Source organism: Amycolatopsis keratiniphila subsp. keratiniphila (assembly GCF_001620365.2).
Lineage (GTDB): Bacteria > Actinomycetota > Actinomycetes > Mycobacteriales > Pseudonocardiaceae > Amycolatopsis > Amycolatopsis keratiniphila.
Map to the genome: position 1 here is coordinate 15,896 of NZ_LQMT02000042.1, position 26,333 is coordinate 42,228.

The following is a 26,333-nucleotide window of genomic DNA, read 5'->3' on the forward strand; positions in this document are numbered from 1 at the left end:
CTTTCAGGGCAGGTCGGGATCCGGATGCTCCGCGGCGAACCGGTCAACGCCGCCCTCGTCGATGAGGGCGTTGTCGGCGAGCCACTCAACGGCGCGAAGCTTCGCGCGGTTGTCGCTGTAGGCGTTCCAGACGGGAACAAGGTGCTGGTACCGGTCGTGCAACTCGTTCTTGAAACGGCGAAAAGCTCCCTTACCGCTGAGGGCTCTCGATAGCCGTTCGCCGGCTCGTTCCTCGCTGAGACCCGCCGCGAAGTCCGCCATGTCCTGGTACCAGACGGACGACGGCAAAGGCTCGATGACGGTCAGTAGTCGGTCTGGTCCTGCAGCGCCATCGCGATGCCGCCAAGGTCGAACTTCTCCAAGTCGAGCCGTGTCCGTCCTATCGACGTGCGGTGAGGCGCTGATTCGCCTCTTCGAGGCTGAAGTGTGCGGGGTCGAATCGGCCGGGGTCGTCGAGACCGAGCCAGCCGACGACGTCCTGGTGTTCCGGGTGCCCGGGCTCGCCGAGGATCTGGATCAGCCGGGCGTACCCTCCGGTTCCGCCGACGTCCTCCGGCGGGCACGCCGCTTGGCCGGCGATACACCGCGGATAGCGCCCATCGGACGTGGCGACCGTGGCTTCCTCGATGAGGATCTCGTGGTCCCAGCTGTCGCCGAAGTCGTAGTTGTACTCCAGGCGGTCACCGGGTTTCACCAGGTCGTCCAGCCGCACTTTCCGTTCGTCGCGGTACTGCAGCTCAGGCTCGGCCTCGCCGTAATAGGTCTTTCCATCGAGGAAGTAGTGCAGGTGGTAGTTCTCCCAGCCCATCGCGGCCTGGATGACGACATGCAGCCGGTCGAGCGGGATGGCCGCCGGAACCAGTACCCGTCGCCATACCGGGAGACCCTCGATTTCCAGCAGAGTGATCTTCACCTGGTAGATGGGATCGCCGGCTTCCGGCTCGCCCAAGATCCGCCGCATACCGGATCGGCCGAGTTCGGTCAGCTCGGCCGATCCGTTCTTCAGGGTCACAGCGCCCAAACGCCGCAGCACCTCGAGCGTCTCCTTGGTGTCACGGTCGTTCGTGCTCCGCAACATCTCAGACTGGAATTCGGTAAGGTCGTCCAAGATGTAGGGCGCACTGACGACACTCCGGACGGTCATGCACAAGCTCGCGATCGGGACAGGACCGTCCGCGCCGTACAACGACGCCAACGCGGCGCGGCTGCCGTGGGCGAACTCCCGGCGCAGCAGTGACTCGCTGAATCCGCCGTGCAGGAACGCCTCGCCCAGCTTGTCGAACTCGGTGAACAAAGCGAACCACAGCTTCTGCGGGTCATCGAGAAGTGTCTGATTCTTCTTCACCGGAACCAACCGTTGCCCGGTCTTGCGGACCAGCCGCGCCGCCTTGGCGCACTCCACGACGAGCATCAGGTAGGACAACCGCTCGCTCGACCTGGTCCGGTACACGTGGTCGCCGATGGTCTGCTCGAGCACATCACCGGTGCCCAACAAAGGCACCAGCGTTTTGGCGTCGGCCAAGGTGATACGCCCGGTCTGGGTGAGTTTTCGTCCGGCGCCCACCCATTCGGTGAACGCGCGCACCTGCTCGACCAGTTCGGACTTCACCGCGAGATCCATGCCACCCCTTCCGGACTTCCGGCGAGTCTAGGTGCGTTGGTACAGGTCACGCAGTCCGGCTTTGATCTGTTCCGGTGTCATGCTTTGCCGCTGGTAGACGTACTGCGCCGCTGCCAAGGGAGCGAGCAACGCGTCGGCCCTGAAATGCGCGTCGGTATCAGGGGCGATCTCGGTCAGCAGCGCGACCAGGTGACTGTGGTGCAGCCGGTACGCGCCCGTGACGAACCGCGCCATCGGCGTCTCCGTCTCCGCGACCATGAGCAGCTCGCCATGCGTCTCAAGCCTGTCGACGTAGGCTTCCAGGAACGCCTTCAGCCTTTGGGGCGCTGGTGCCCCCGGCCCGAGTGGCGGCGGCCCGCTGATGAACGCCTCCTGGAATTCGCGCTCGTTCTCGTCGAGCAGCGCCTGCGCCAACGCGCCCTTGTCCGGGAAGCGCCGATAGACGGTCCCGATCCCGACGCCCGCCTCCGCCGCGACCTCGTCCAACGCGAGCCCGCCGATCCCTTTGGCCGCAACGAGCTTGGCCGCCGCGCGGACGATCTTCTGCCGGTTGCGAGCCGCGTCCGCCCGCTCTGGAGTGCCGGCTCCTGCGATGGGAAGCACCTCGTGAGCTTAGTCGGTGGACAAGTGGAACTTTCTCCAGTTAACTAAGTGGAGGAACTTCCACTTAAGGAGACTTGGATGTCCGTCGAACACTTCACGAGCGATGACGCTTCGACCTGGTTCCAGCGGCTCGACCAGCAGATCTTCCTGGCCGACGTCCTCGCGCAAGACAGCGGCGCGGCCATGTCCGTCGGCTTCGCCCGCTACGGCAAAGGTGAGAAGAACCCCTGGAAGATGACCTACGACGAAGCCCTCGTCATCACTTCCGGCGTTTTCACCGTCGAGGGCCCGTCGGGCTCTGTGACGGCTCGGGCCGGCGAGGTGATCTACCTGCGTTCCGGCGCCGAGGTCGTCTATGTGGCCGATGAGGACACTGAACTCGTCTATGTCACCTATCCACATTGGCTGGCCGCCACAGAGTCATCGGCCGAGGCGCATCGCCTCGACGACTTCCACGAGGCCTAGCGGAGATCCTCCAACAAGGCGGGCAGGACGAGTTCCTCTTCGATGCGTACTCCGCGCCGCTCCAGTGTCGGCCGCAGGTCCGGATCCCAGGTAGCGTCCGCCGGCCTTCCCACCAGCGGGCCGCCTTCCGCGGTCGTCGTGGAATACGCCGAGGCGTCGAAACGCCAGGGCATCCACGGAATCCGGTCGCGCAGGGTGTTTCCGATCCGGATACCGCCCCAGTCGAAGTCGCCGTGATACCGGAAAGAGGCACGGTCCTCCGCGAGCAGATCGAGGAGACGCCACACCGCGGCGGACGGCTGGCCGTTCACACAGACGAGAGGAGGGCAATCGGGGCCCAGTTCATCGGCCGCGGAGGCGAGGACGATCGGGTTTTCGCAGACCGACACCACCCCGGCTCCGACGCCGAGCCCCGCGGTGTTCAACTGGCGTAGCGTCAGGACGCACGGTTCGCCGGTTTCCTTCGCCAGAGCCAGCATGCGGCCGGTCGGCGTCTCCGTGTCACCGGGTAGACCGAGGCACAGCACGGACGAGGACAGTTCGTCACGGTGCACGCCCACCGCCGCCCAGGAAGTACGCCGTTCGCCGGCTGTTCCGTCACCGGCTGGTGGGCTGCCACGGAGGGCCCTCGCCGCCGAGAGGACGAGCGTCGCCAAGGGGCGTCCATCGTCCAAGCTGTGCGCGTCGCCGGTGGTCTCCGCCGCGAGCCTGCCCAACGCGATGCCCCGCGAGGGCAACTCGGCGAGAACGTCGACCACCGCGGTGATCAACGCCGAAGCGCGCTCCGGTTCGGAAGCCAACCTCCGGACCATGCCGGTGGAGTCCAACCACGCGCGCCACGTCGCCAGCATCGGACGTCGCGCGACCAGTTCGTCCAGTGGCCCGAAAGCCGCCGCCCAGGCCGCAGCTTCGGTCGCCCGGTCCGGCACGGTTCCGATCAGCAGTCTCGTCGCGTCGGCGAGCCCGTCAGGGGCGGAACCGCTGCGACGAAGCACCGCGTCGACTTCGTCGAGCGAAACGCTCAAGGAGGTACCGGTACCGGCCCGCCTGCCGAGCAAACGTTCGATGGCCCTGCGCTGATCGTGCGTCGCCGAACTGAGCGTGACGACTCCGCTCAACGGCCTGCCGGCGACCATCCGCCGCCGCAAGCGGTCGAGCAGCCACGCCGTTTCTTCGCCGCCCAGGAGCCTGCGGAGCCGGTCCGGATCGGCCATCAGGCGCTCGGTACGTAGGGGAGCGGCCGTTGCCGCTGGACCCGCTCGCGGCCATCCCAGCGCCAAGGAGTCACGAGAACGGCGTCGATTCCATCGCGCCGGGTGAGTTGTGCGATGGCCAGTCCTGGCACCTGCGGGTAGCAGCCCCATTCGCGCTCGCTGGTCATCACGACGTCGAGGTCGAAGGCGGCGAGCAGACCGAGGCACTTGGCTCGTGAGTCGTCGTCGACGCCGGCGAACGCTTCGTCGAGGGCGACCAGGCGGGGTGTGTGGGGATTGGCCGAAGACGAGTAGAAGGAGGAGGCCGCGGCGAAAAGCGGAACCGACGCGGCGAGCACTCGTTCACCGCCGGACGCCGGCCCGGTCGCCGACCGCCACTGGCCGTCCTGGTAGCGCTGAATGGCGAATTCGTGCCACGACCGATAGTCCAGCGCCCTGGTCAGTTGTTCGACCCAGCCGCCGGCCGCGTCCTCGGCGTGCTCGCGGTTGATTTGCTTCTGCAGAAATCCGCCGACGGTGGTCCGGTCGTCAGCACTCCAGGCGTCCGCGGTCTGCCGCAGCAACCGGTCTCGTACTCGATCGAGCCCGTCAGGCGCCGTCCGTGAAGTGCGCCATTGCAGCCGCAGGCGCATTCCGGTCGATGTCGGCCGGGCTTCGAGGTCGGTGTTGATGGACCTGACCTGATCCTCGGCGTTTCCGATCAACTCTTGCAGCGTGCCCGCGACTTCATTGATGAGGTGGTTCTCGAGGATCTCGCGTTCCTTCGCCGAAAGAAGGTTCGCACGTTGCTCGTTCTCCACCGCCAACGCGGTCACCAAGGTCGGAATGTCCTGGGTCCGCCCTTGGAACAGCACGTCGACGACGATGATCCCGTCCCGCACGGTCATGCCGACCGAGTGGCCATGCGTGGAAAGCGCGTCGGTCAGCAGTTTGTGCTCGGCCGACACCTTCTGCTGAACCAGTTCCCACGGCCGGTCCGCGTCGTCCACGTCGTCCAGCGCCGCGTTGATCGCCCGTGCGAGGGAGACCGCTGGATTCGCTGCCCATTCCTTGCCTGGATCGGGGAAGTCCAAATCGGGAAGGGCGGTCGTCAACAGCCCTGTCGTCGCGAAAGCGCGCAGCTCACCGATGGCCTGGTCACGCTCGGCCACGGCGGTCGAGATCGAATCGCCAAGCGTCTCACGCCGTCCGATCGCCGTGCCTCGGTCTTGATGCAAGACCCGTTCTTCTTCTCGCACTCGCTTCTCGTGGGCGTCCCGCTCGTCCGATTCACTCGCGATCGCGGCCAGCTTCCGGTGGAGTTCCGCGACTCCCGCGCCCGCGGTCTCCACCAGTACGCGATGACGTTCGGCCGCGATTTCGGCTTCAGCGCGGGCTTCGGCAGCCAGCTCTCGTGCTTCGTCGTGGCGTTCGGCGGCGTCCCGCTTCTCATTTTCGGCCTTGGCCGAATCCGCTTTCGCCCGAGCCAACGATCGCGCCGCGGGCCAGAGCCCGGCAAGGGCCACCCGGTAGTCGCCGACCGCCTTGTGGATGCGGGCAAGTGCTTCGGGGTCCGTCGGCAGACCGACATCGCCGGCGAATTCGATGGCCTTGCCGCGAGACCGCTCGGCTTCGTCGGCACACTCGGCGGAAACTCCGACAGCTTCGCCGAGACGGCCGTCGATCCGGCGCTTCTCCTTGTGCTCGCCGGCGAGCACGGAGTGGGCCTCGCGGAGATCGGTGTCTTCCGGGCGGGCTCGGTGCTCCGCGGTGAGGGCGGCTCGCTGAGCGGCCAGGCCGTCCGCGGCTTCCGCCAGCTCGGCAAGGCGCAGGGACATCCGTTCGCCCGCATCTCGCAGCTGCTGGATTCGTTCCCTGCGCGCGGCTTCCCGAGCGCCTTCACCCAGGTAAGCCGCGGTGTCCTTGTGCCATGCCCCGGTCAGTACGCCGATCGCGAACCTGCCGTCCACCGCGACCCACGTGTCCGCGCCTGGACCGAGACCGATCGCACCCAAGACCGCGTTCACCACATCGTCGGTCAGGGCCGAGGCCTGAGGGTCCGCCCGATCGACCGCCGGCGCGAGCACAGCGGTGAGGCCGCCTGACGGCGCGGCCTCACCAGGCTCGACGACCACGTCGCCGGTCCGTGTGCTGTGCAGTTCACCTTCCGGGGATACCCAAGCGTCCAGAACGCCAGAGGCCTCCAACGCCGCTTCGAGCCCGGCGCGGTGCCGCTCGTCGACGCCGGGGAGGAAGTCCACGACTTTCCACAGTGGAGCACCAGGACGGCCGGTCCGTGCGTCCTCGTCACGCGTGTGGGGCCTTGGCGGAGCGTCGTGCCCGCCGGCTTCCAGTCGTGCGATCTCATCGGTGATCGCTCGCCGCTCGTTTTCCGCAGCTGTTCGTTCTGAATCGAGGGTGGCTTGCCTTCGGGCAAGTTCGGCGGTCGCCCGCAGCACGGCCTCCTCGACGGCCGATGCCGCAGGGCTGACGCCGACGAGCGTCTCGGTCCACGCGGCGAGTGAGTCGAGCAGCTCGTCCATATCGGACAGTACGAACTGCTCGGCGTTCGCCAGGTAGTACCGGTAACCGTCGACAAGGGCCGCACCGTGCCCGGCGACGCTCTCCTCGGCCGCGGTGATCCGCTCGGCGGCGCTCTGCTGCTCAGCCGTGATCCGGTCGACGCTTGCCCGCGCCGAACGCAATGCCGCCTCGGCCTGCGTCGCGGCATCGAGCAACCGTCGAAGCTGATCGACCGCCTTGGTCCGTCGTTCGATGATCGCCTGCCCGGCTCGCTCGTCTTCGTCGGCGATGAGAGCGGAATGTTCATCGGTCAGGTAGGCGGCATCGGCGGCCGCTTGTGCGATCTCCTTGGCCCGCTCCAAAATCTCCGCATCGTCGTCGGCCGTCCGTCGAGCCGTCTCGGCTTGCTCTTCACGGAGGCGCAGGTTGCCGGCGGCCGACAACAGGTCGCGCTCTCGCAATTCCGAGAACTCCCGGAGCTTCGCAGCTTCCTTCCCCACTTGTTTCAGCGCTTCGGCGTCCCGCATTTCGGGGCTGCTCTCCAGTGCGGCACGCCGCGTCTCCAGCTGGGCTTTCGTGGTCGCCAGTTCATCGAGCAGACTCTGGGTCTCTTTGAGCGCCAGGGTCGCTTTCTCGTACGCGGTCTCGGCTTCACCCAACTCACGTCCGAGCTTTTCGTATGCGCTGTGTGTATGGCGAACCGGTGCCGCGCGGCGTTTGGCCGCGATTCGGGAGTATCGCCGGTAATGTGCGAGGAACTGTTCGGCCGCCGTCTTCGCCTCCGCGAGGGCGCGTAAGGTCTCGCGTTCCTCGTCCAGGCCACGAAATGCCTCCGCGACCGTGGCCACCAAGGCCGGGTCGAGCGGCGGGAGTGCCTCGGTGAGCGCCCGGGACAACAGTTTCTCGTCCGGCTTCTTCGACAGCTGCGGTTGCCGCAGCTGGATCAGCAGATTGACGAGGGCTTCGTAGCGGTGGCTTCCCAAACCGAAGAGCGCTTCGTCCACCGCGCGTCGATAGTCCGACGCGGTGTCGTACACCAGGCCATGCCCGACGACGGCGTCCTTGAGCTTCTCCCTGGTCAAGGCCACCCGGGTCGGGCTCACCAGGGAAAGGTCCTGTCCGACGCGCTGGTCGGTGACGAAGAACCAGTGCTTGGCGATTCCGCGCCCGGCGACGGCCTTGAGACCACAGCCGAGTGTTCGATACTCGGCGCCCCCGTCGGGAAGGGCACGACCGAATTCCAGCCAGGTATAGCCAAGGCGTTCGTTGTGTGGATGTTTCCCGCCGAGCAGCAGGTTCCATTCCATGCGTTTGTTGCGATCCCCGTCGGGCTCCACCCGGTGCGCTGAGAGCTCACCGTCGAGGAGGAACGGCAGGGTCAGCGCGAGGACTTTGGATTTCCCGGTTCCGTTGTTGCCGCGTAACAGCAACCGGCCGTCGTGGAAGTGGAACTCCTCGAGGTCGTAGTAGAACAGGTCGACAAGGCCTGCCCGGAGCGGTTGCCAGCGGGCCTTGTCCGGGACGGGCAAGGTCATTTCCCGGTCTTCCTCTCGCGGACGGTGGGCGCGTCGACCCGGTACCGGCCGATCGCGGGCAGCGCACGCACCATCGGTGGATTCCCGACGGAATCCTCGACGAGCCGCAGCGCACGCAGCTTGTGCAACGCGATGGCGAGGAGTTCCTCGTCAGCGCCTTCGTCGGTGACTCCGCGGCGCCAATATGAGGCATGCTCACGGGCGATCTTCCTGACGTACGCCAGCATCCGCTCGATCGGCACCGGGCCGTTCCGTGCCGCGAGGTACTCGGCGACGAGCAAGGTGGCGTGGCCATCGGTACGCTGCTCCGGCATGCGCACATCGGTCAAGTCGTCGTCGGGGTCGACCATCGCGATGCCCTCCGCGCGGACCTCGGCTACCAGCCCGGTGGCGGCCTCGATCCGCTGCGTTATCGCGTGCCGCTGGCCGGTCAGGTACGCCCGTTCATCGTCGGCCAGCTCGTCGTAATAGACGACAGGATCATCGAGGAGGCGGCGGGTCAGCCGGTGGCGCAGCGCCCGATTGCGCAGGTCGTCGGTGTCGGCGACCGGCTCGTGGGCGAGCTCTTCGAGCCTGGTTTCGAAATCGACGGCATGGATAGTCGAAGGGCCACGAGTGCTGGTCAGGAGCGTGGCCAGTACCCGGCGCTGCACGTCGTACAAGACGTCTCCGTTGTCGCTGAGATAAGCGTCTTCCTCGCCGGCGACCCGTTCGAGGACACCCCAGGAGAGCAGCAATCTGACCGCGGCGACGAGATCCGAACGCTCGTCCCGCCTGCTCATCGTGAAGGACACGCCCGCGTCGACGAGCTCGGGTTCACCGGCGGCGGCGAGTACGCCTTCAGCGAGCCGACCGAGGGTGATCTGCGCGTCGGCTCGCTCCAGGACGGCCAACGCCAAGCAGAGCAAGACGTACCTGCGGCGCCCGAACGGTGGTTTGCCCTTACCGTCTCTCGCCGGATGGGTCTGGTCGGTCAGCGTCGGCGCGGTTTTGAACAGGCGCGCGGATTCCGCACTGACCAGCAGCCGCCAACCCGTCTCCGTGGCCAGCCAGTCGCGCAGCTCTGTCGCGTGGCGCCGGACCAGCCGTAGTGCTTCGTCGTCCGTTCCGGCTGTCAGCAACGGTTTGGCAAGAAGCGCCCGCAGGGCCTTTCGCTTCTGGGCGACGGTTTCCTCGCCAAGCACGGTCACGCGATTGCCTCCGCCCGGCCGTTCCCGATCAAGTCGATGATCTCGATCAGGTGTTCCGGTCCGTGCAGAATCCCGTCCTCGGTATCGATGCTCACCGTTCCCCCGCCGCGCACGAGAGTCAGGCGAACCTCCATCGTGCCGTCGCTCGTGGTGGTCCGGACTTCGTGATCGCCAGGGGCGCGCGCCGACAGCGCGTCGCCGAGAAGACCGAGGAAGAGCCGGAACGCCCGCGCGTCGAGCTCGCCAAGAGCCGACAGACGCGTCGGCCCCGGTGTCGCCAGCCGCTCACGTGCGGCGGCGACCTGCTCGGCTTCGAGTACCGCCTGCTCGGCCAGGATCCGACGCTGCTCCGCGCGGTCCGCGACCCGGTTGGGCTGGCCGCGCCGCTCGTAGGATCCCGTCCTGCGCAACTGCGGGCTGATGTGCACTCCGGGAGCTTCCCGCCACGGCGTACTCGGTGCGGGTTGCTCTTCCTCCCACGCGGCAACGGTTTCGTTGTCGACGGTGAGGTGCCGCGCGGAACCGAGCCCGAACGCCGTCCGCCACAGGCGATGCGCCGCGTTGTCGTCCGGTGCCTCCGCGAACCAGCGAGCCAAAGTCCGGAAGTCGGCCGAGCGGTCGGAGCGTCCGGAACGGCGTTCGTTGAGCGCGGCCACCGTGTCGATCAGCTGCTTGATCGCCGTGACCGCGGCTCCGCGCAGCAGTCGCGCCTGTGACTGATGCCGAGAGTCGGCCGAAACGAACCAGTCGTGCAGTCCACGCCACCGGTTTCGCCAGATTTCGTAGTGGCTTTCGACGGCGGTCGCGTTCTCGCGGTCGTCAGGCGCGACATCGGCGGCTTCGCGTTTCGCCGCCACCATGAGGACGTCCCTGACGCCGGCTTCCTCGATCTTGCCAAGCAGGGTGGCGATCTCCGCGCCCCGGTTGGCGAGGTCCGCGATGAATCGGTTGACGTAGTCGATCAGCCGCTGCTTGTAGGCGACGAACGCCTCCACGTCGCCGTCGGCGAAATCGATGACACGGCGGAGCGATGCCATGAACGCCTGCGCGTTGTCGGCCAGACCGGTGAACCGCTCGGCGAGCGCGAGCAACAGCAAATGCACCTTCGCCGGGTCGAGCTCCCGTGCCCCAGCCAACTCCACAAGCGCTCGCAACTGCGCGGCTATGTCCTCCAACGCCACCGACTGCAGTGATCCGCGGCGGCCCAGCGCCTGGTCGTAAACCGCGAGCGCTTCCTCGGCGGCTTGGCCTGCGGCCGTGAGCTGGTACAGGTACCGGGCGCGATGGAAGTCGGCGACACTGGTCACCCGGCTCGTATCCGGATCGGCCCGCAGGTTGTCCCAGTCGACGAGCTTGTCCAGCGCGTCCGCGACCTGCTCGACATCACCCGGCCTGCCCAGATCCGCCGCGACGTCCTCCGGCCGCATGTGAACGATGAACCGATCCCTCGCTCGCGCGAACGTCAACAGGACGTCGCGATAGAGCACCGAGTTCGGCGCACTGAGGTGCGCGAACGGCTGGGGCTCCTCGTCGACGGTCACGATCCCATTATGGGGAGGGCACCGACAGTTTCGGATGTGCCCCGTCGGGTGCCTGGTCAGCACGCTTTTGCCGCTGTCAGCGGGGCAGCCTGCCGTTCGGTCATGTCGGCGGCGATGGTCAGGGTCGCGGCGAGCTCCCGAGTTTCGACCGGCGTCATGTACCAGTCATGGTTGGTTTCACCCTTCCCGCACCAGATACGTGGCTCGATTTCACGTACACCCTGGAGAAGGTGCACAGTCGCGTACTCGGGTTGGTCCACTCCGACATATGCCGTCGGTCGTCACCACTGTCGTCGTCGCTGTGCCACCCTGAGTTACACCACCACGGGCAGGGCTGCGTCAGCCAGAACACCGAATCCGTACAGATGCGTGCGTGCTCATCCGCGCAAACGACGAGGTCCGCGCCATCGAGACTCTGTGGGCTGAGCGGGCCACGTCCGCAGCGGGTGCAGGTGCTCCCTCGCTTCTGCGCCTCACTCAACGTGGTTATCTCTACGGGTGGGTAATTCGAGTTGGTCATGAAGGCGGCTCCTGCGTAGCTGCTTCCGATGAATACATGGGCTGCACGTCATGCTGCGGAACTACTTGTTTTCAAGTAGCCAGCGAGATGCCGGGTGGCGGAGTCCAGCTGGCACGACACCTGGTAGCGGCTGATGCCAAGCCGCTCAGCTGCCACTGACCGCTCGTCGTGATCCAGAAGCACATCGGAGACCAGGTCGGCTTGCGCCGGTGTCACCGCACCCGCGAGCATCGCTCCGGCCAGGACAAGATCCGGATGTCCAGCGGCCGAACTCGGCGTGACGACGGTGTCGTCGAGTTCGGATCGGGACATCGCGAGCCGAGTCTCGCGATTGCACGCCTCGTGCGCGCGTCGGAACGCGGCCCAGTAGAGCTGGCCCGTACACTTTCTGAGCGCCGTCGTCGGCGAGGTCCAGTGCTTGCAGGAAGCCTTCGAGAATCTCGGAATCCAGGTCATTCCGGTCGCCGGGATAACGTGACCGGAGCTTGCCGCCGATGTGCTTCAGGCCGGGCATCATCATGGCGGCGGCCACGACGATCCATGGTTCAGGCGTTGCGTGCGCCCGCTTGACCAAGTCTCGCCAGACGGCGTTCGTGGTGACCCAGCTCGTCTGCCGCTTGAGCAGCAGCACCCGCACCTCGTCGATGGGTTTCATTTCGGCGGGCAGACCGCAGCCGAGCGCGGCGCAGTCAAGGGTCAGCGCCCGCGGGCCGGATGCCAACGCCAGGAACCGTCGCTCGATCACGTCCAAGTCCGACGGGGAGTACGTCATTGTGGGCCTTTCGATCTCGGCGGAAATCTCACTCCCCAAATCACCTCAGCCGGCGTCGTATGCAAAGGATTCACTTCATCGAGTGACATGTCGGTTCTTGCAAAGTGAGAATCTCCAGGTTTGATCCAGGTAGCTGGCGTAAACTTCGCCACAGCGCACGAGCGGAATCTGGTCAATCAACACGTCCAAGTTGCCATGAACCTGCCCAACAAACGAAGTCGGTTGCGCGATCGCCCGAGCCGACCCGGACGGCGGATCCCGAGGGTCTGGCGAGCCTGGTAGAAAAAGCCGTCAAGGACGGCAAAATGATGGTCATCGACAGAACGACACGTTGGTATCGTCCAACGAATCGCCTCCTGAGGAGACCCGCGAAACCAAGAACAAGCCGTGGCTAACGGACAATCCGGGGCGCAATGGCGACCACGACCTTGGCGAACCGTCAGCGACTCCGGGCCAATACTGACCATGCGCGTGATGCTCGCCCTCGTGGGTGGGCTGCGGCACGAGCACCCCTGGAGTAACAGTGGAATTCGACGAAGGTCTCGATCTATCGTTTGAGCAGCAGTACGCGCACGCGGTCTAGGGGCAGCTACCTCGTCGGGCAGGCCGCAGCCGAGTGCCGCGCAGTCGAGCGTCAGCGGATGCGGGCCGGCGGTCATCGCGAGGAACCGCTGTTCGATCACGTCCAGGTGCGGGGGGGGGGAGCAAGGTCATTGGGGAAGTGCCTTTCGGGGCGGGGACCATCTCATCGCCAAATCCGGCTTATCGCGCGCGCCCGATGTCACCACGAAAGGCTTGCACGGGCGTTGCTCCTGCCCGTACGGAGCTGACTGCGTGTGCAGTAAGCACTGCGTCGCTACTTCGCGGGCCTGGCTGAAACAAGACGGAGAGGCGGGAAAGCCGCGCACGAATCCAAGCGCTTGCGGCTGTTCCTGCGAGGTTGTGTTCACGAGCGGCACGTCGACCAGCTGATGACGGCCGCGAAATCGGATCGGCTCATCTTGCCCGATCTCCGGCCTGGCGTGTCGGACCGAAAACACCGCTCCTGGGACAGTCCCAAGGTCCCAGACCCATGGTTTGGGAAAGCTTAGCAGGCGCTGTGGGCGGAGTTCAGGCTGTTGGGCTCGTGAGCTCGCGGACGCGGTCGCCGTAGAAGCCCTGCTTGTCCGCGTCTATGACTCGCTCAAAGTACTCGCGGGCGCGCCGCCGATCACCGACCATGAAGTAGTACTTCCCGAGCTCGAAGAGGCTGAACAGGTCGAATGCGTCGAGCGTCAAGGCCTGGTTGTAGAAGCTGAGAGCGAGGCGATCGTTCCCGTTCAGGGCGTGCGCCCACCCGAGCTTGGAGTAGACGACGACGGCATCTGGTCGCTCCGCTCGAACGGTCTCGAGCAACTGGATCGCGCGCCCGTAGTCGCCATCAAGTCCCGCCGCGACGGCCAGCCGGAACCGCGAGTAAGGCCGGTCGACGGCGTCCACAAGGCGCTCGTAGATCGCCAACGCGTCGGCGTACCGCTGGAGGCTCGTATACAGCTGACCGAGTCGCTCGAGCACGTCGCGTCGCTGATGCCCCTCGACTGGGTATCCACGATCGAAGGCAACGAGCAGCTGCTCGTACGCTTCGGCCGCTTTGCGGTCATACCCCAGGCGCACGCAAATGCCGCCGAGCATCCGCAGGTACTGAGGATGGCCGTCGCTCCGATCGACAGCGGCCTCTGCCGCCTCCAGAGCACCTTGAGCGTCGCCCTCGGCGAGCCGCTTCTTGGCCAGTTCGAGGTAGTAGAGCGGACTCGACGAGGGAGGCTTGAAGCCGAGCTGGCTGGGCTCCGAGCGAGCTGGCATGGCTGCCGTCGCCGCGTCAGCGCGCAACCGGTCAAGACATGCCTGCACGGCGGCGTGCATCGACCCGCAGCTCTGAAAACGGTTCTCGGGCCGCCACGCCATCGCGCCAAGGATCACGTCTTCGAGATCCGCAGGCACATCGCGGTTGATCTCACGAGGCTTGGCGATCTGCATGCCGGTCAGCAGCTGATGCGGGGTTGAGTAGGGCAACCGCCCCGTGGCCATCTCGTAAAGGAGAACGCCGATCGAGTAGATGTCGCTGACGTGCCGGGCGCGCTTCCCTTCGAGCGCCACCTCCGGGGCCATGTACGCCTCCGTGCCGTGGCGTTTGGTCCAGACCCACACATCCTCGAGCCGGCGGCTCGATCCGAAGTCGGTGATCTTCGCTACCCCGGACTCCTTGTCGACGAGGATGTTCTGCGGCTTCAGATCGTTGTGCGAGATGTTCGCGGCGTGGACTGCAGCAAGACCGTCGAGGATCTGCATCGTCCATTCCAGCATCTGTTCGAGCGTGAGCGGCGCCCGCGTACTGACGCTGTCGAGGACCTTCGCCAGATCGTAGCCATCGACGAACTCCATCTCGATTACGAAGAGCTCGCTGATGTTGTGGAAGCCGTGGACGCAAACGATGTTCGGGTGACGGATTTCCCTGATTATGTCTGACTCCTTGCGAAGCACCTCCTCGCCCTTCTCCTGGTCTTTCGGAATCTTGATCGCGACCGTGGCACCATCCTTCAGCCTCCGCGCCTGCCACACCTCGCCGAAGCTCCCTTTGCCGACCTCGGCTAGCAAGCGAAACCGATCGCCCAGCTCCTCGCTGGGTTTGCCGCGGAACACGATCAACGCCATGACTACGCCCTCCCCAATGCGAGCCGCTCATTGCGCTCGTCGCGCAGGAACTCGCCGAACACGAGACGTTCGGAATCAGGAGCGAGGCGCATCACGCACTTGATGATCATCAACGGTGTCTGTGCCGGATCCACGTCTCTGCCACGACGCCTGAACCCTTCGCGGTAAGTTGCGATGATGGCGTCCATGCTGCGTGGAGCCGAGCCGCTGCGCACCCAGTAGATCAGGACACACAGCTTCAAGCTCGGGGACGCGGTCGACGCGATCGCGAGGTTCTCGACCTTGCCCCGCAGCTTTCCCTCGTCACCACGCTCGAACCTCTCGAACTCGAACGCGAGTGAGGCTTCCCCCGAGTGCTTCTCGAACCACACGGAGTCCGCGCGCACGTCCCCGAGGCCGTTCCCGCGGGCCCACCAGATCGGGCACTCCGCCACGGCGGAGTAGCCCTGCGACTGCCCTGCGGTGGCCAGGACCGTGAGGAAGTGCGAGTGCACCGTGAGCCCGATGTCCGGAATCCCCGAGAGCAGCATCGGGAAGTGCTCGATCATCAGTTCGCGGTTGGTGAGCCCGTCGAACACAAGGTCTGCCGGTGATGTCGAGCGGTCACTCATCGTCCTCCCGGCCTCCCCCAGCGCTCGCACACGCGCGGTGACTCACCGCCGTGGATGAGCGCCTTGGTGCCAACCTTCACTACAAGCGGCGCGATGATCGCCCGTCCGCAGATCAGCGCCTCACCGGTCGACAGCGTCGGGAGCTCCGCCAGATCCGCTGCAGAGAAGTAGTCGGAGGTCTTCTGGATGAACCGCTGGTCGTCCGGGTTTTTGATGCGCATCGCGACAATGGTGTTGCACTGACTCGTCACGTCGGAGTCGAGCTTGCTTGGGCGCTGGCTGACGATGGCAAAGCCCACGCCGAACTTCCGGCCCTCGGCCGCGATGCGCTTGATGATGTTCTTCGAGATCGCAGCCTCGCCGGCGGGCGCGAAGTTGTGCCCCTCCTCGTAGACAATGAAAACCGGTCGGGTCGGGCGCTGCTTGTCGGCCGCCGCCTTCATCAGCTCGCTTGAGATGAGCGCGACGATGACTTGCCGCGCCGTGTTCGAGAGCCCTTGGAGGTCGACGATGCAGAGCCGTCCGGCCTCGGCATTGTCGTCGCCGACCATTGCGTAGACGTCGAACGGCTCACCGGCCGCGCGCGAGTAGAAGCTCTGGGCCTCGTTGATCATGCGCCGGAGGCGGATGGCGGCGATGTTGGCGCTCCCTCCGCGGAGCGCGCTTGCCTCTCCCTGGCTGCCGGACTCCGTCACCCATTCCTTCAGGCGATCGAGATCATCGAGGACCGCGAAGAGCTCCTGGATGTCGCGAGGCTCGTCGATGTTCTCCTTCCAGTAGCGGAGCGCGACGTCAAGCACGCGCTGCTGCGGCTCCGTCAGTCCAGGGAGCACACCGGAGAACTCGTCCACGTCGAAGTGGTCGAGCTGAAGAGCGAGGCGCGTGTTCTTCCCCGCGTACTTCTCGTCGAAGCTCCGCAGCTGCGGCGTGTAGACCTTGATACCGCCCCCGCGGCCCTGCAGCTGCTGGAGGACATCTTGGATCTCCGCGAGCTTCTGACGGTCCCGAGGATCCTCAACCTTGTCGAGCCGGTCGTTGAAGTTGAGCTCGCCGGCGCGGAAGGCCTTGCCGTACTCGCCGTGCGGGTCGAAGACCACGACCGACGCGTTGAGCTGCGAGACCAGCCGCTCGATGACGCGCCCGACGGTGTAGCTCTTCCCCGAGCCGGTCATCGCAAGCACGGCGAGGTGCTCAGTCACCAAGGTGTTCGCGTCGAGGAAGACCGGGACGATGTTCTCGCCCTTCTCGTAGCCGACGAGGTTGCCGAGATGGATGCTGGTGTCCTCGGAAAACTCGTAAAAGCTCGTGAGGAACGCGTAGTCGACTCCGTAGACCTTCGCTCCCGGTGTCAGGGGGCGTCGGGGTATCCGGATCTCGCCGGTGAATGGATCCTTGTAGCCGACCAACTCGAGCTTCGCGTACACGGTCTCGCCCGAGAGCCGCGACTGCGGCAGCAGCTCGACTTCACTGATCCCTTCGCCGAGCGCCGGGCTGAATAGGATGTTCGACCGCGAGAGTCCCACGATGCGGCCCAGCACGTCGAGCTGCGATTCCGACTCGCGCTCCTGGTGCGCGACCCGCACGAACTCCCCTCGCCGCGCCGAGAAGCTCGTACGCAGCGCGATCGTCAACTTGTTGGGCTCCCCAGTGTTGCCGACCAGCTTGCCAATGTAGTTGTCGTCGTCTCGGAACATGCTCACTCCTCATCCATGGTGTCGACGCCCTCGAGCCAGGCTCGATCAACGGCACGGTCCTTGAGCATGCCCAGAGTCGAACGAAGGTAGTTGGACAGGACCTCGCGGGGCATCATTACGAGCTGCTCGGCGTACCAGAGCGGCAGCGGCTTCATCCGCGGGTTGTCGTTCAGCGTCAGGAAGGCGGTGATGCTGGCCAGCCTGTCGAGGGCCTCGGAGTCCCACTGCCCCGGAGCACCGACTGTCTCGATCTTCCATATCGGCGTTCGGAGGCCGACCTGGATGTGGAAGCCGATGAGCCCGTGGTTCGCGACCGTCCGAGGCTCGAAGCGCTTCATTTGGCGCCCCAGCGCTTCGTAGTAGTAGGCGGCCGTCCGATGCCCTGCGCGTAGGGCACCACGGAGGAAGCGGAGAACACCGACCCGCCGAAGCTGCACCCACTCGCCTTGCACGAGGTCCAGCGCTTCGCTGCTGATCGCCTCGGGGGAACCGGCCGGTCCCTTCTCACGGAGCGCGTTCAAGACGGCGGCGTTGAGGTCGCGGCGCGACTGAAGCGAGACGAGGAACGGACCGTTCGGGTCGTTCGGGTAGATGGACGGCAGGAACCGCTGCCAGAACGCCTCCATCACCTCGATCAGCTCGTGCCACTCCTCCTCGACGTCGGGCTCGGCGACGCTGAGACTCTGCTCGGCGCGCGGGACAAGGAGCGGGATGTCGACGAAGATGACATCCGGTTTCGTGTCCGAATCCAGGAGGTCCGTCAGGAGCTGGTAGACAAGGATGTACTCCTTCCAAGCAAGTCGCTCGGACGCGTCCAGGAAGTTCATGTCATTGATGTCGACACGGCTGTCTTGGAAGCCCTCCGTCACCTGGTTGCCGGACACGACGATGTCGTGGCGGAGCGCCGCAGCTCCATAGAGCATGCCGCCCAGGGCGGGCATGCTCCGGCTCTTGGAGGAAACGCCGACGGCGTAGACGCGATCGAACCGGCGCGACTCGATGCTGCGGATTATGCCGCCACGCACGAAGAGCGGGGCCTTCGAGTCGATGTACCGCATCTTGTTGGCGATCTTCCCGACGGTGCCGGGAAGCCGCAGGCTCATTGCCGCGGCGAGTGCGCGAGCCAGCTCGATGCTCTTCATGTCATCGTCTCCTCTGAGGCGAGCATGGCCCCGAGCTCACGCAGGTACGGGTGCATCCCGCGCTGCTCGAGAAACCGGACGAGAGCCCCGCGATCGCTCGTTGTCGGCGCGTCGAAGGCCGCGAGCCCCTGACGCGTGAACTCCTCGAGGGCTTGATCGACGTCGTTGGCGCTCAGGTCCACGCCAAGGAGCGCCCCGGCTCGAGATCGCAGGAGCTCCGCTGTTTGCGGGCCGCCGGCCGCAAGGAGCAGCGCAACGGGGACGAGTACCCCTTCACCGACTGCCTCGGCCTTCGGCGGGCTCGACGGCTGCCGTGCGATCCCCCTGGACTCCGCCGTGACCGACGGAGTCCACGACAGGAGGTGCCCAAGCAGACTCTGGCGATGCGCCTCGTCGGTCAGCGCCGTGTAGGTAAGCAGCTGGAGCGCGGAGAAGAACACCGGACCCGCGGTGTTGGTCGCCTGGTACCGGAGGAGCAAGGGCTTGTTCTGGGCATCCACAGCGAGCACGCCTGCGCCGAGCGTCGTGTCGAAGAAGTGGTCCGACCGTACCTTTACCCCTCCGCCGAGGACCTCCTCGAGCGCGCCGTCGGTGATGCGAGCAGCCGAATCCGCGGCGCGGCGTCGGACTCCCAGCTGGACCGGCGTCTCGAAGTAGCGGCCGAGGTCCAGATCCGTGAACGGCGGCACGACGATGACGGCTACCCGCGCCCGCGCGAGCGCGGACGATAACTTGCGCAAGTCGACGAGGCGCTCGGCATCCAGCAGCCCACCGATGACGACGAGCGGAGGCCCCGACGGGTCAGCCAGGAGCCGATCCGTGGGAACACTCTCGACGCCTGCCGTCTGCGAGAGGACGCCTACCTCGAACAGGTCAGCCTGTGCTTCGACGATGCGCGCTTTCATCGGAGTTCCAGCTTCGAGCGGATGAGCTTCATCTCCTTGAGCTCGCGAATCGCGTCGGCGTGGTCCGGGTGCTGGTCTTCGTTGTAGGAGCCGGCCTCCAGGTCGCCGGAGATATCGACCCACAGACCGAAGTGGACGTCCGTGCCAGCGCCTTCGAAGAAGCCTGCACCCTCCTGGGAGACCTGGCCGTTGAACGCCTCGTAGCGTGCCTTCGTGGTCCCGAAGGTCGCAGCCGGCGTCGGCTCCGCCTTGGCCGGTTTCCCGTTCGCCCTAAGGACCCGGTTGAGCGCGCGCAGTTCCTTCTGCCGAATCACCTGACGGAGTCCCGTCTTGAGCTCGTCGAGCTTCTCTGTGACCTGCTGCGGGAGCCCCTGGACTGCTTGTCCGGTCGCGACGACCTCGGTCTCCAGGCTCTTAAGGAGCTCGGTCTCCGGCACTTGGTCGATCAGCGACTGCACCTGCTGCTTCAGACCTCCCTCCACGAGGCCGCAGAACTTCTGGACCTCGTGTTTGAGCGGATTGAGCGAGGACTGCACCAATTGCGGAGCGTCGGCCATGAAGTCGCCCAGCGACTGCCACGCGGAGGTGGCGGCCTTATAATCCTTAACCGCCTTCGCCCATTGCTCATGGAGCTTCTTGAACTGCGCGAAGAAGCTACCGGGCCGCTCCTTGCTGATAAGGTCCTTTAGCGCGTCCATGCGCTTCCACGCGTGCTCGTACTGCGAGTTGACCAGGTACTGGTCGATCATCAGCGTGTACGACGCGACCGGGATCGTCGCCATTCGCGTCTGCGTGCCTGCCGCAGCGGGTCCTTTCACCGCGTTCTCGAGCTCGGACTTGATGGCCTTGAGCGGCAGCGTGACCGGGGCGACGGGGAATGGGTGGTCCTCAGCCTCATCGAGCGTGGCCGACTCGCCCAGCAGCTGGTCGATCTCCTCGATCATCTCGTCCCGAATCTCCAGGAACGTCTTCTTCAGCCACGTCAGGAAGGCGACGCGCTCCCACAGCGAGAGCTTCGAATACCGGCTCTCGTAGGACAGGATTCGCGCCGGCGAGCAGTCGAAGTGGAGCGTCGTCTCGCCTATCTCAAGCGGGCACACACCGAGGATGCACTCCTCAATGTCGAGGACCTGAGCGACGACCGTCTTGAGCGATCCCTCGGTCAGGCAGTCGATGTCGGCGGTCAGGTGGTCCGAGGTCACCTGCTGGATCTGCTTTTCCGCCGTCACCAGTCGCTGCTTGGCCGTGGGGTAGCTGTTGCTCAGCAGAATGCTGGCCTGCGTGGGGAACAGGTCGGTGAGTGTCTTGATCGCGTCCTTGCACTCCCCCTCGAGCCAGGTCGACGCCGACTGGCGACGGCTCTCGAGCATCGTCCGGTCGACGGCTTTGTAGAGGTCGTTCTTCTTGCGGACGAGCCCGATGCCGATGAGCACCTCGAGGATCTGCTCGAGCTGCTGCAGCGCCTTCATCTCGCTGTCGGGCACCGCGAAAAAGAAGCTGTTGGCGAGCTTGCTCACCGCCGACTGCGTCTTGAGCTCTTGAAGGAGCGCGAAGAAGCACCGAGGCACCTTCGGAAGCAGGCTGCCGTCGGTCGTCAGCACGCCGAGGAGGTCGCCGTACTTCCATGCGGCAGGTGCATCGATGTTCCTTTTCGCCGCCTGTCGGGAGTTTTCGAACTCCACGTTATTAAGGGGTCCGCCGGCTGTGTCGCTGGCAGCATCGAGCGAGCAGTCCTTCGCCAACATGTAGCGGTAGCCCTTCGCGAAATCGGCCGTGTTGTTGCCGGTCTTGCGGCTCCAGATGGGAGCGAGGAGATAGCCGGTCTTACGGAGGCCGTTCGCCCACTCCCGGCTCTTCGCTTGCCACTCGTCGCGGTAGGAACCCTCGAGCCCCTTCGCGACCTTGCTCAGACGTGCCTGGTGGGCGTTGTAGGCGAAGCCTCGGCCCGAGTACTTGAGAAGGAACTCCTCCTCCTGCGACACGAGGCGCCGCGTCAGTACGCAGCGGCGCAGAGCCGGCGACGCATCGAGCTGCTGCTCGAACGAGGCCACGTCCGCGCCTGCCGGGAACAGGACGAGAATCGGGTGGACCCGCTCGAGGCCGACGTAACCGCGTAGCTTGTCGAGGGTCTCCTGCGCGTCCAGGCAGTACACGACCGTGCACCGACCATCCGGCGTGACCCGAAGCCCATCAAGCGACGGCGAGCCGAACGCGGAGGTGAACGCCTTGTGCGGAACGTTCTTGAGTCCCGAGATCTGCCTGGTGTCCTCATCCTTGATGTGGTCGTCGAGGAGCTTCGCGATGCCGAGGCAGATCGCCGTCCCGCGCTTCGCCTTCGTCTGGCTGACGCCGCGGACGTACTCGTCGAGCGGGGCCTCGTACTTGCCGTCCCTGAAGAAGCGAACGCTCTCAGCCGCCGAGATCAGGAGCTTGTTGAACTCGCGCCAGAGCCGGAACGACATCCCGATGAACCGGGTCCCGTCGACTCGGTACTCCGGCTTCGAGAAGATGCGGTGGAGCGACTCGGCCGCGAACTCGATGCCCTCTCGCGGGTAGAGCGCCGCCAGCTGCTCGCCCCATTGTTCGACGTCGGCGTAGACGACGAAGTCACCAGTGGCGCCCGGGGCTCCCCCGACCGCAACGGAGAACGCGCGCAAGGCCTCGAGCAACCCGACGACGGACACCTCGCAGTTCGGGGTGAAGTACGTGTCCGTCTTCCCTTCCTTCGCCTTGAAGCCGAACTCGGGACGGGTCAGCTCGTTCGCAAGCGCGCGCTCGTCGATGTGAACCTGAAAGAGCTTCGCGAAGGCGTGTCCGCGGCCCGCGACCTCGTGGGCGAGCAGCGCATCGGCCATCTCCTCGGTCAACGCCGCCTTCGCCGCCCCTCCGACTGGAGCCGGCAGTTGGCCGTACACGAGCCGCTCCAGCTCCTGCTTGGGGACCCCGGTCACCGTGCCGAGCAGGGGCAGGACGGCGTCGTCGTTGAAAATATGCTTGGCACGGGCATCCGTCTTGGCGAAGTCCTTCAGGAGCTCCCACGCGCTCGAGCCGTTGCTGCGCTCCATGTGCCGGGCGTACGTCTCGTGGATGGACGCCATGATCACGTTCAGCCAGCCGAAATTCCGATTGGCCGAAAGGAATGCGCCCTCGAGCGTCCCCACCGGGTAGTCGACGGCGTCCGGGTCGACCAGGCTGCCCTTGATGTGGTCGACGTAGCTCTGCACGTCGGTCAGTTGGTTCGGCTCGATCGTGACCGAGCTCGCTCGGCGCAGATTCGGACCGATGTGGATCTGGTCGCGCATGCCCACGCTGCACAGCAGCAGAAAGTTCACGTCCGGATGCTGGTTCCGCCAGTTCTCGTGCTTGATGACCTCTGAGACCATCAGGAGGTACTCGTCGTCGACCTTGGTCTGCGTGTCCTCACGAAGGCCCCGCTTCAAGTCACCGGGCGTCTCGACCTCGTCGACGATGATCCAGAGGTGGTTCAGGCCAGCATCACGCAAGACCTTCTTCGCATCGCGAAGCCGGTCCTCGAACGATCGCGTGTCGTCGTCGACGAGCGAGAGCGCCTTGAAGTTCACGCCCTTGGCCTGCATCGCAGCCTTGAGGTCCTCGTAGAGGTCCCGCGGCCCGCCAGCGGCGGGGTTGGCGTGCAACGTGTGCCGCAGGGCTTCGACCGCCAGGCGAGCCACCCACGTCGCAGCGTCGAGCTCGTCGTCGCACACGGTGCTGTAGCGGATGTAGAGCGGCAGGACCCCATCCTGCAGCGCCGGCTCGAGCACACGCGGCTTCTTGTCGGCCTGATGGAAGGGCGGGATGATGTATTCGTTCTTGTTGAGCAGCCACTGGTCAACGCGACCCGTCGCTTCCGCGATGAGCTCGTAGCCAAGCCGCGTCTTGCCCAGACCCCAGTCGCCGAACGCGATGAAGAAGCCGGCGATGTCATTCGCGGCACCGTCCCAGAAGGACCGGCGGAACTGGTGGAGTGCGTTGAACACCTGGTTCTGGCCCACCATGGAAAAGGAAGGCGGATAGAGTGCGACCCCTTTGGCGGCCCACGGCTTGGTGATGGTCATCGGTCTTCTCCCTGCATCTCCCTGGAGGAACCCATGGGGGTCTGCTCCGCAGTCTCGACGTTCATGGTCTTGTGGACGGGCGTGAACTCGATGCGGACGCGACGTGCGCCGGGCTCACCGAACAGCCCTCGTCCCATGCGGGGCTGTCCTGCGTGGCGGTCGAGCAATCGCAGTTGCTCGTGGTACATCGCCGTCCGGATGTAGCTGTCGAGGACGACGGCTCGATCCTCGTCCGGCGCCTGTAGGAGCTCTCCGAAGCGTTCGCCGAGCTGACTCACGATGAGAAACCCCTCGGAGTCAGCGCAATCGCGAAGCGCCCGCGCGAACGCCTCGTCGTCAGTCAACCGCACGGGCGCTGTTCCCTCGAATCCGAGCTCGAGAAGGTTCTCCACCGCCAGCGCACCAGCGAGTCCACCGGCGTCCAGGCCCCAGGTCGAGGGACCACCTTCGAAGGCTCGGATGTGGAAGAACACGGCCAGGGCCTTCTTGAGCGCGGTCGGGAGGTCGTTCGTCGAGGGTGCTCCACCCTGGACGCCCTCCCACACGACCGCCGCGGTTTCGCCCAGAGCCGAAAGGTCAGCGCGCCAACGCGGCCCGAGGGCGAGCTCGGCGTTGTGGCGCAGCAGCGTGTTGAAGCCGTCGCAGTTGCGCTGAGCGATCTCGAGGACATCGCCCTCGGGCGACGTGAGCGACAACGCGCCCGTGGGAACGCCACCCGGCGCCTCGACTCCCAGTCGCCAGCCCGCAAGGCAAAGCCCGATCACCAAGCGCGTGCGAGGATCTCGTCGAAGCAGCTGCTTGGCGAGGGCGCGAGCCCAGTCGACGTCAGCGGCCGCCTCGCGAAACGCCTTCCCCAGTTCCACACCTTCCGCGGTGGCCCGGAGGCCCTTGTCGACCCGCTCGAAGAGGCTGATCCCGTTGATGCGGTAGCGGGCGCCGCTGCGCTCCATCCCGTACGTGTTGATGACGCCGTCGGTCCCCTTGCCGCGCGGCGCCCCGCCCTTGAACTCCATCGTGGAAGCGATGTCGAAGACCACGCGCTCGAGATCGGCCCGTGAATAGACGCGGCCTGGCTCGGCACGGGACGCCGCCTCCGGGTACTCCTGGATGCGAGCCGCCTCGCTCCATAGAAACAGCTTGGGGAGCGCGATGCGCACCAACGGCGTGTTCATGCCTGTCCTCCGTGGAGAGCCGCCAGGAACTGCGACAGGCGAACGCGGTAGGGCTTTTCGCCCCGGTTCTGCAGGTGTCCCGGATGAGCCTTGATCTTGGATTGGTAGTCGTCGGTCAGACGCAGCACGTCGCCGTCGCGCTCGAACACATCGAGCAGTTCGAGGTTCTTCAACATCACGTGGACGGCGCTCGCCCAGAGCGAATCCTGGGTGCTGGCCCCCACCGGCCAGTAGCCGACCTGCTCGAGCATCGAGCGGACGTGCCGCCACAGAGGGCCCCGCCCAGCGCCGTCGAGCTCGAGATGCGCCACACCTCCACCGACGTGGATCAGCGCCGCCACATCGCCCGCCAGGCCGGAGAACAGACGGTGAACCTCTAACTGAAGGAGCGCCGCCGCGACGGGGTGTTGGAAGAGTCGCTCTGCGGCGGCCTCGCGACCGAGCGCGGCGGCAGGCTCCCACTCGCCGTGGCGACAGAGCGGTAGGCCGGCGACGACGTAGCTCCGGGTCATCACGTCGGTGCGCTCCATCTTGCCGATCAGCACCTGGCCGTCGTCGGCCACGAGCAGCTCCACGGTGCTGAGGAGCAACGGGCGCTTCCAGCTTCGACGGAGCTGCGTGCTGAGCGGCCCCTCCGACGACTTCGACGCCGCGTCGGCGCTCCAGGACTGCTGCTCCGAAAGGAACTCGGGCTCTCGAATCAAATCCCCGATCACCTTCGGCGGAAGCTGAGCGAACAGGTCGAGTCGCTCCGAGGCCCCCACGTCGCGCGGCTCGCGGATAGGCACGCTCAGGTAGGCGTGCGTCTTCTGATCGCCGCCGTGGGGCTGCGTCAGGTGCCAATGTCCGAACCGTGCCCAGACGTGCTCCTCGAGCTCCGGAATCGGCTCCGGGGCGTGTCGCCGGAGATGCTCGCCCATGAAGCGCGCCGCGAGTCGGGTGGTGAACGCGGACGGGCCCGCGTCTCCGTCGATGAGGTGAAGGAAGAGCGGGGTGACCACGTATGCCTCGGGACGACGCGCCAGCAGCGAGTCGAGCCAGTCGCTCAGGTGCGCCACATGCAGCCCGAGGTCTTCCAGATCACCCGGCGTGAGCTCGCCGAGGGTGGCGAGATGCGCGAGCAGCTGGCGATTGCGGTCGAGGGGTGAGACCTGCTTCGCCTTCTTCGACGTCTTGGCCTTCGAGCCCTTCGGCGCGTCAGGCTTGTTGTGGATCGGCGGGGGATCGTCGCCCGGTCGGTAGAGGCGAAGGCGCGCCCAGTCGTCGTCGACGCGGAAGAGGAGGTCGTGTTCTGGCGCCGCGTTGTAGTGGACGCGACTGCGGGAGTTAGTCGTGTACTTCTCGACGTGGCACTGAACGGTGATCGGTTTGAAGAGCGGGTAGTTCGCTGCGAACCAGCTTGTGATCTCGTCCCGGGAGTGCTCCTCTCCATCGGCGAACGTCTCGGTAACGAAGCGCTCAAGCAGCTCGTTGCAGCTTTCGTCGTAGATCTTGCCTGCCCTAGCCCGCTTCATCGCCCACGTGAGAACCTCACGCGTCGGCTCGTGGGTCTCCTCGGTAGGCAGGAGCGGTCGCAACAGCTCCCACGCGTCAGCGTCGACGGGAAAGTTGGTGCCGTTCGGCTGCCGGAGGATCATCAGGTTGTCCAGCCCCTCCGTGGCCGCGATGGCGGTCTTGAGGAGCGGGTTGCCGAGGAACCGCTTCTCGATCGCGAGCACGACGCGGGGCTCGGTCGTGGCTCCGCGGCTCGGGTCCGCCCAGAACGCCGCATCGTCGCCATCGGACTTCCGATCCGCGACGCCCTCCACGACACGAGTCTGGGCGTAGATGCCCGCGTGGTCTCCCGACATCCAGAGCAGGACGATGTCGCCGACGTGGATGCGGTCCTTGTACCGGTTGGTCAGGAACTGCATCCGGTCGATGTGCTGGAGGGCCTCGAGGATCCGGTAGAACTTGGGATTGGCCTGGAAGATCCAGACCCTTGGTTCTTTCACATCGGTCACGGCAGCGACCTCGGCCGAGGTGACCTCAGCGATGGCGCCTCCGATGAGCTCGAACATCCCTTGTCACCTCGAACGA

Annotated in this window: 18 protein-coding genes; 1 reads left to right on the top strand and 17 read right to left on the bottom strand. The window is 65.7% G+C overall.

Annotated features, from left to right (window positions below; all coding sequences use genetic code 11):
- Nucleotides 1-3: 3 nt before the first annotated feature.
- Genes AVR91_RS44565 through AVR91_RS38120 form a run of 3 tightly spaced genes read right to left on the bottom strand, consistent with a single transcriptional unit; the run spans nucleotide 4 to nucleotide 2,224 of the window.
- Nucleotides 4-405, bottom strand: coding sequence for a UPF0158 family protein (locus tag AVR91_RS44565; protein WP_228709461.1), 402 nt, complete (start codon nucleotides 403-405; stop codon nucleotides 4-6).
- Nucleotides 380-1,621: a plasmid pRiA4b ORF-3 family protein gene (locus tag AVR91_RS43585; protein ID WP_143254236.1), complete on the bottom strand. Its 1,242-nt coding sequence runs from the start codon at nucleotides 1,619-1,621 to the stop codon at nucleotides 380-382. The genes AVR91_RS44565 and AVR91_RS43585 overlap by 26 nt, the downstream gene beginning before the upstream one ends.
- A 27-nt stretch (nucleotides 1,622-1,648) precedes the next feature.
- A complete protein-coding gene (locus tag AVR91_RS38120; protein WP_063273220.1) occupies nucleotides 1,649-2,224 on the bottom strand; it encodes a TetR/AcrR family transcriptional regulator in 576 nt (191 codons plus the stop codon).
- Nucleotides 2,225-2,302: 78 nt separating this feature from the next.
- Here AVR91_RS38120 and AVR91_RS38125 point away from each other — a divergent pair, with 78 nt between their 5' ends.
- A complete protein-coding gene (locus AVR91_RS38125) occupies nucleotides 2,303-2,689 on the top strand; it encodes a cupin domain-containing protein (RefSeq protein WP_063273219.1) in 387 nt (128 codons plus the stop codon).
- Here AVR91_RS38125 and AVR91_RS38130 read toward each other — a convergent pair.
- The 14 genes from AVR91_RS38130 to AVR91_RS38195 all read right to left on the bottom strand — a co-directional run bounded on the left by AVR91_RS38130 (nucleotide 2,686) and on the right by AVR91_RS38195 (nucleotide 26,314).
- Nucleotides 2,686-3,903, bottom strand: coding sequence for a TIGR02679 family protein (locus AVR91_RS38130; RefSeq protein WP_063273218.1), 1,218 nt, complete (start codon nucleotides 3,901-3,903; stop codon nucleotides 2,686-2,688). The two genes, AVR91_RS38125 and AVR91_RS38130, sit on opposite strands and share 4 nt — an antisense overlap.
- A complete protein-coding gene (locus AVR91_RS38135) occupies nucleotides 3,903-7,940 on the bottom strand; it encodes a TIGR02680 family protein (RefSeq protein ID WP_063273217.1) in 4,038 nt (1,345 codons plus the stop codon). The genes AVR91_RS38130 and AVR91_RS38135 overlap by 1 nt, the downstream gene beginning before the upstream one ends.
- The gene (locus AVR91_RS38140; RefSeq protein ID WP_083737912.1) at nucleotides 7,937-9,130 is read right to left on the bottom strand and encodes a TIGR02678 family protein; all 1,194 of its coding nucleotides are present in this window, start codon (nucleotides 9,128-9,130) and stop codon (nucleotides 7,937-7,939) included. Before AVR91_RS38140 ends, AVR91_RS38135 begins: the two co-directional genes overlap by 4 nt.
- Nucleotides 9,127-10,671: a TIGR02677 family protein gene (locus tag AVR91_RS38145; protein ID WP_063273216.1), complete on the bottom strand. Its 1,545-nt coding sequence runs from the start codon at nucleotides 10,669-10,671 to the stop codon at nucleotides 9,127-9,129. Before AVR91_RS38145 ends, AVR91_RS38140 begins: the two co-directional genes overlap by 4 nt.
- Nucleotides 10,672-10,727: 56 nt before the next feature.
- The gene (locus AVR91_RS43020; RefSeq protein ID WP_063273215.1) at nucleotides 10,728-10,931 is read right to left on the bottom strand and encodes a hypothetical protein; all 204 of its coding nucleotides are present in this window, start codon (nucleotides 10,929-10,931) and stop codon (nucleotides 10,728-10,730) included.
- A 405-nt stretch (nucleotides 10,932-11,336) separates the two neighbouring features.
- A complete protein-coding gene (locus AVR91_RS43025) occupies nucleotides 11,337-11,942 on the bottom strand; it encodes a hypothetical protein (protein ID WP_158077422.1) in 606 nt (201 codons plus the stop codon).
- 1,131 nt (nucleotides 11,943-13,073) lie between these two features.
- Nucleotides 13,074-14,654: a serine/threonine-protein kinase gene (locus AVR91_RS38160; protein WP_063273212.1), complete on the bottom strand. Its 1,581-nt coding sequence runs from the start codon at nucleotides 14,652-14,654 to the stop codon at nucleotides 13,074-13,076.
- Nucleotides 14,655-14,656: 2 nt separating this feature from the next.
- A complete protein-coding gene (locus AVR91_RS38165; protein ID WP_143254238.1) occupies nucleotides 14,657-15,265 on the bottom strand; it encodes a hypothetical protein in 609 nt (202 codons plus the stop codon).
- Nucleotides 15,262-16,959, bottom strand: a complete 1,698-nt coding sequence (locus AVR91_RS38170) for an ATP-binding protein (RefSeq protein ID WP_063273210.1) — start codon at nucleotides 16,957-16,959, stop codon at nucleotides 15,262-15,264. The genes AVR91_RS38165 and AVR91_RS38170 overlap by 4 nt, the downstream gene beginning before the upstream one ends.
- Nucleotides 16,960-16,961: 2 nt before the next feature.
- On the bottom strand, nucleotides 16,962-18,101 hold the full coding sequence (locus AVR91_RS38175; RefSeq protein ID WP_063273209.1) for a hypothetical protein: 1,140 nt from the start codon (nucleotides 18,099-18,101) through the stop codon (nucleotides 16,962-16,964).
- Complete coding sequence (locus AVR91_RS38180; protein ID WP_063273208.1) at nucleotides 18,098-19,006, bottom strand: hypothetical protein; 909 nt, start codon at nucleotides 19,004-19,006, stop codon at nucleotides 18,098-18,100. The genes AVR91_RS38175 and AVR91_RS38180 overlap by 4 nt, the downstream gene beginning before the upstream one ends.
- Nucleotides 19,003-23,082, bottom strand: a complete 4,080-nt coding sequence (locus AVR91_RS38185) for a hypothetical protein (RefSeq protein ID WP_063273207.1) — start codon at nucleotides 23,080-23,082, stop codon at nucleotides 19,003-19,005. The genes AVR91_RS38180 and AVR91_RS38185 overlap by 4 nt, the downstream gene beginning before the upstream one ends.
- Complete coding sequence (locus AVR91_RS38190; RefSeq protein WP_063273206.1) at nucleotides 23,079-24,254, bottom strand: hypothetical protein; 1,176 nt, start codon at nucleotides 24,252-24,254, stop codon at nucleotides 23,079-23,081. Before AVR91_RS38190 ends, AVR91_RS38185 begins: the two co-directional genes overlap by 4 nt.
- The gene (locus AVR91_RS38195) at nucleotides 24,251-26,314 is read right to left on the bottom strand and encodes an EVE domain-containing protein (protein ID WP_063273205.1); all 2,064 of its coding nucleotides are present in this window, start codon (nucleotides 26,312-26,314) and stop codon (nucleotides 24,251-24,253) included. The genes AVR91_RS38190 and AVR91_RS38195 overlap by 4 nt, the downstream gene beginning before the upstream one ends.
- Nucleotides 26,315-26,333: the final 19 nt, after the last annotated feature.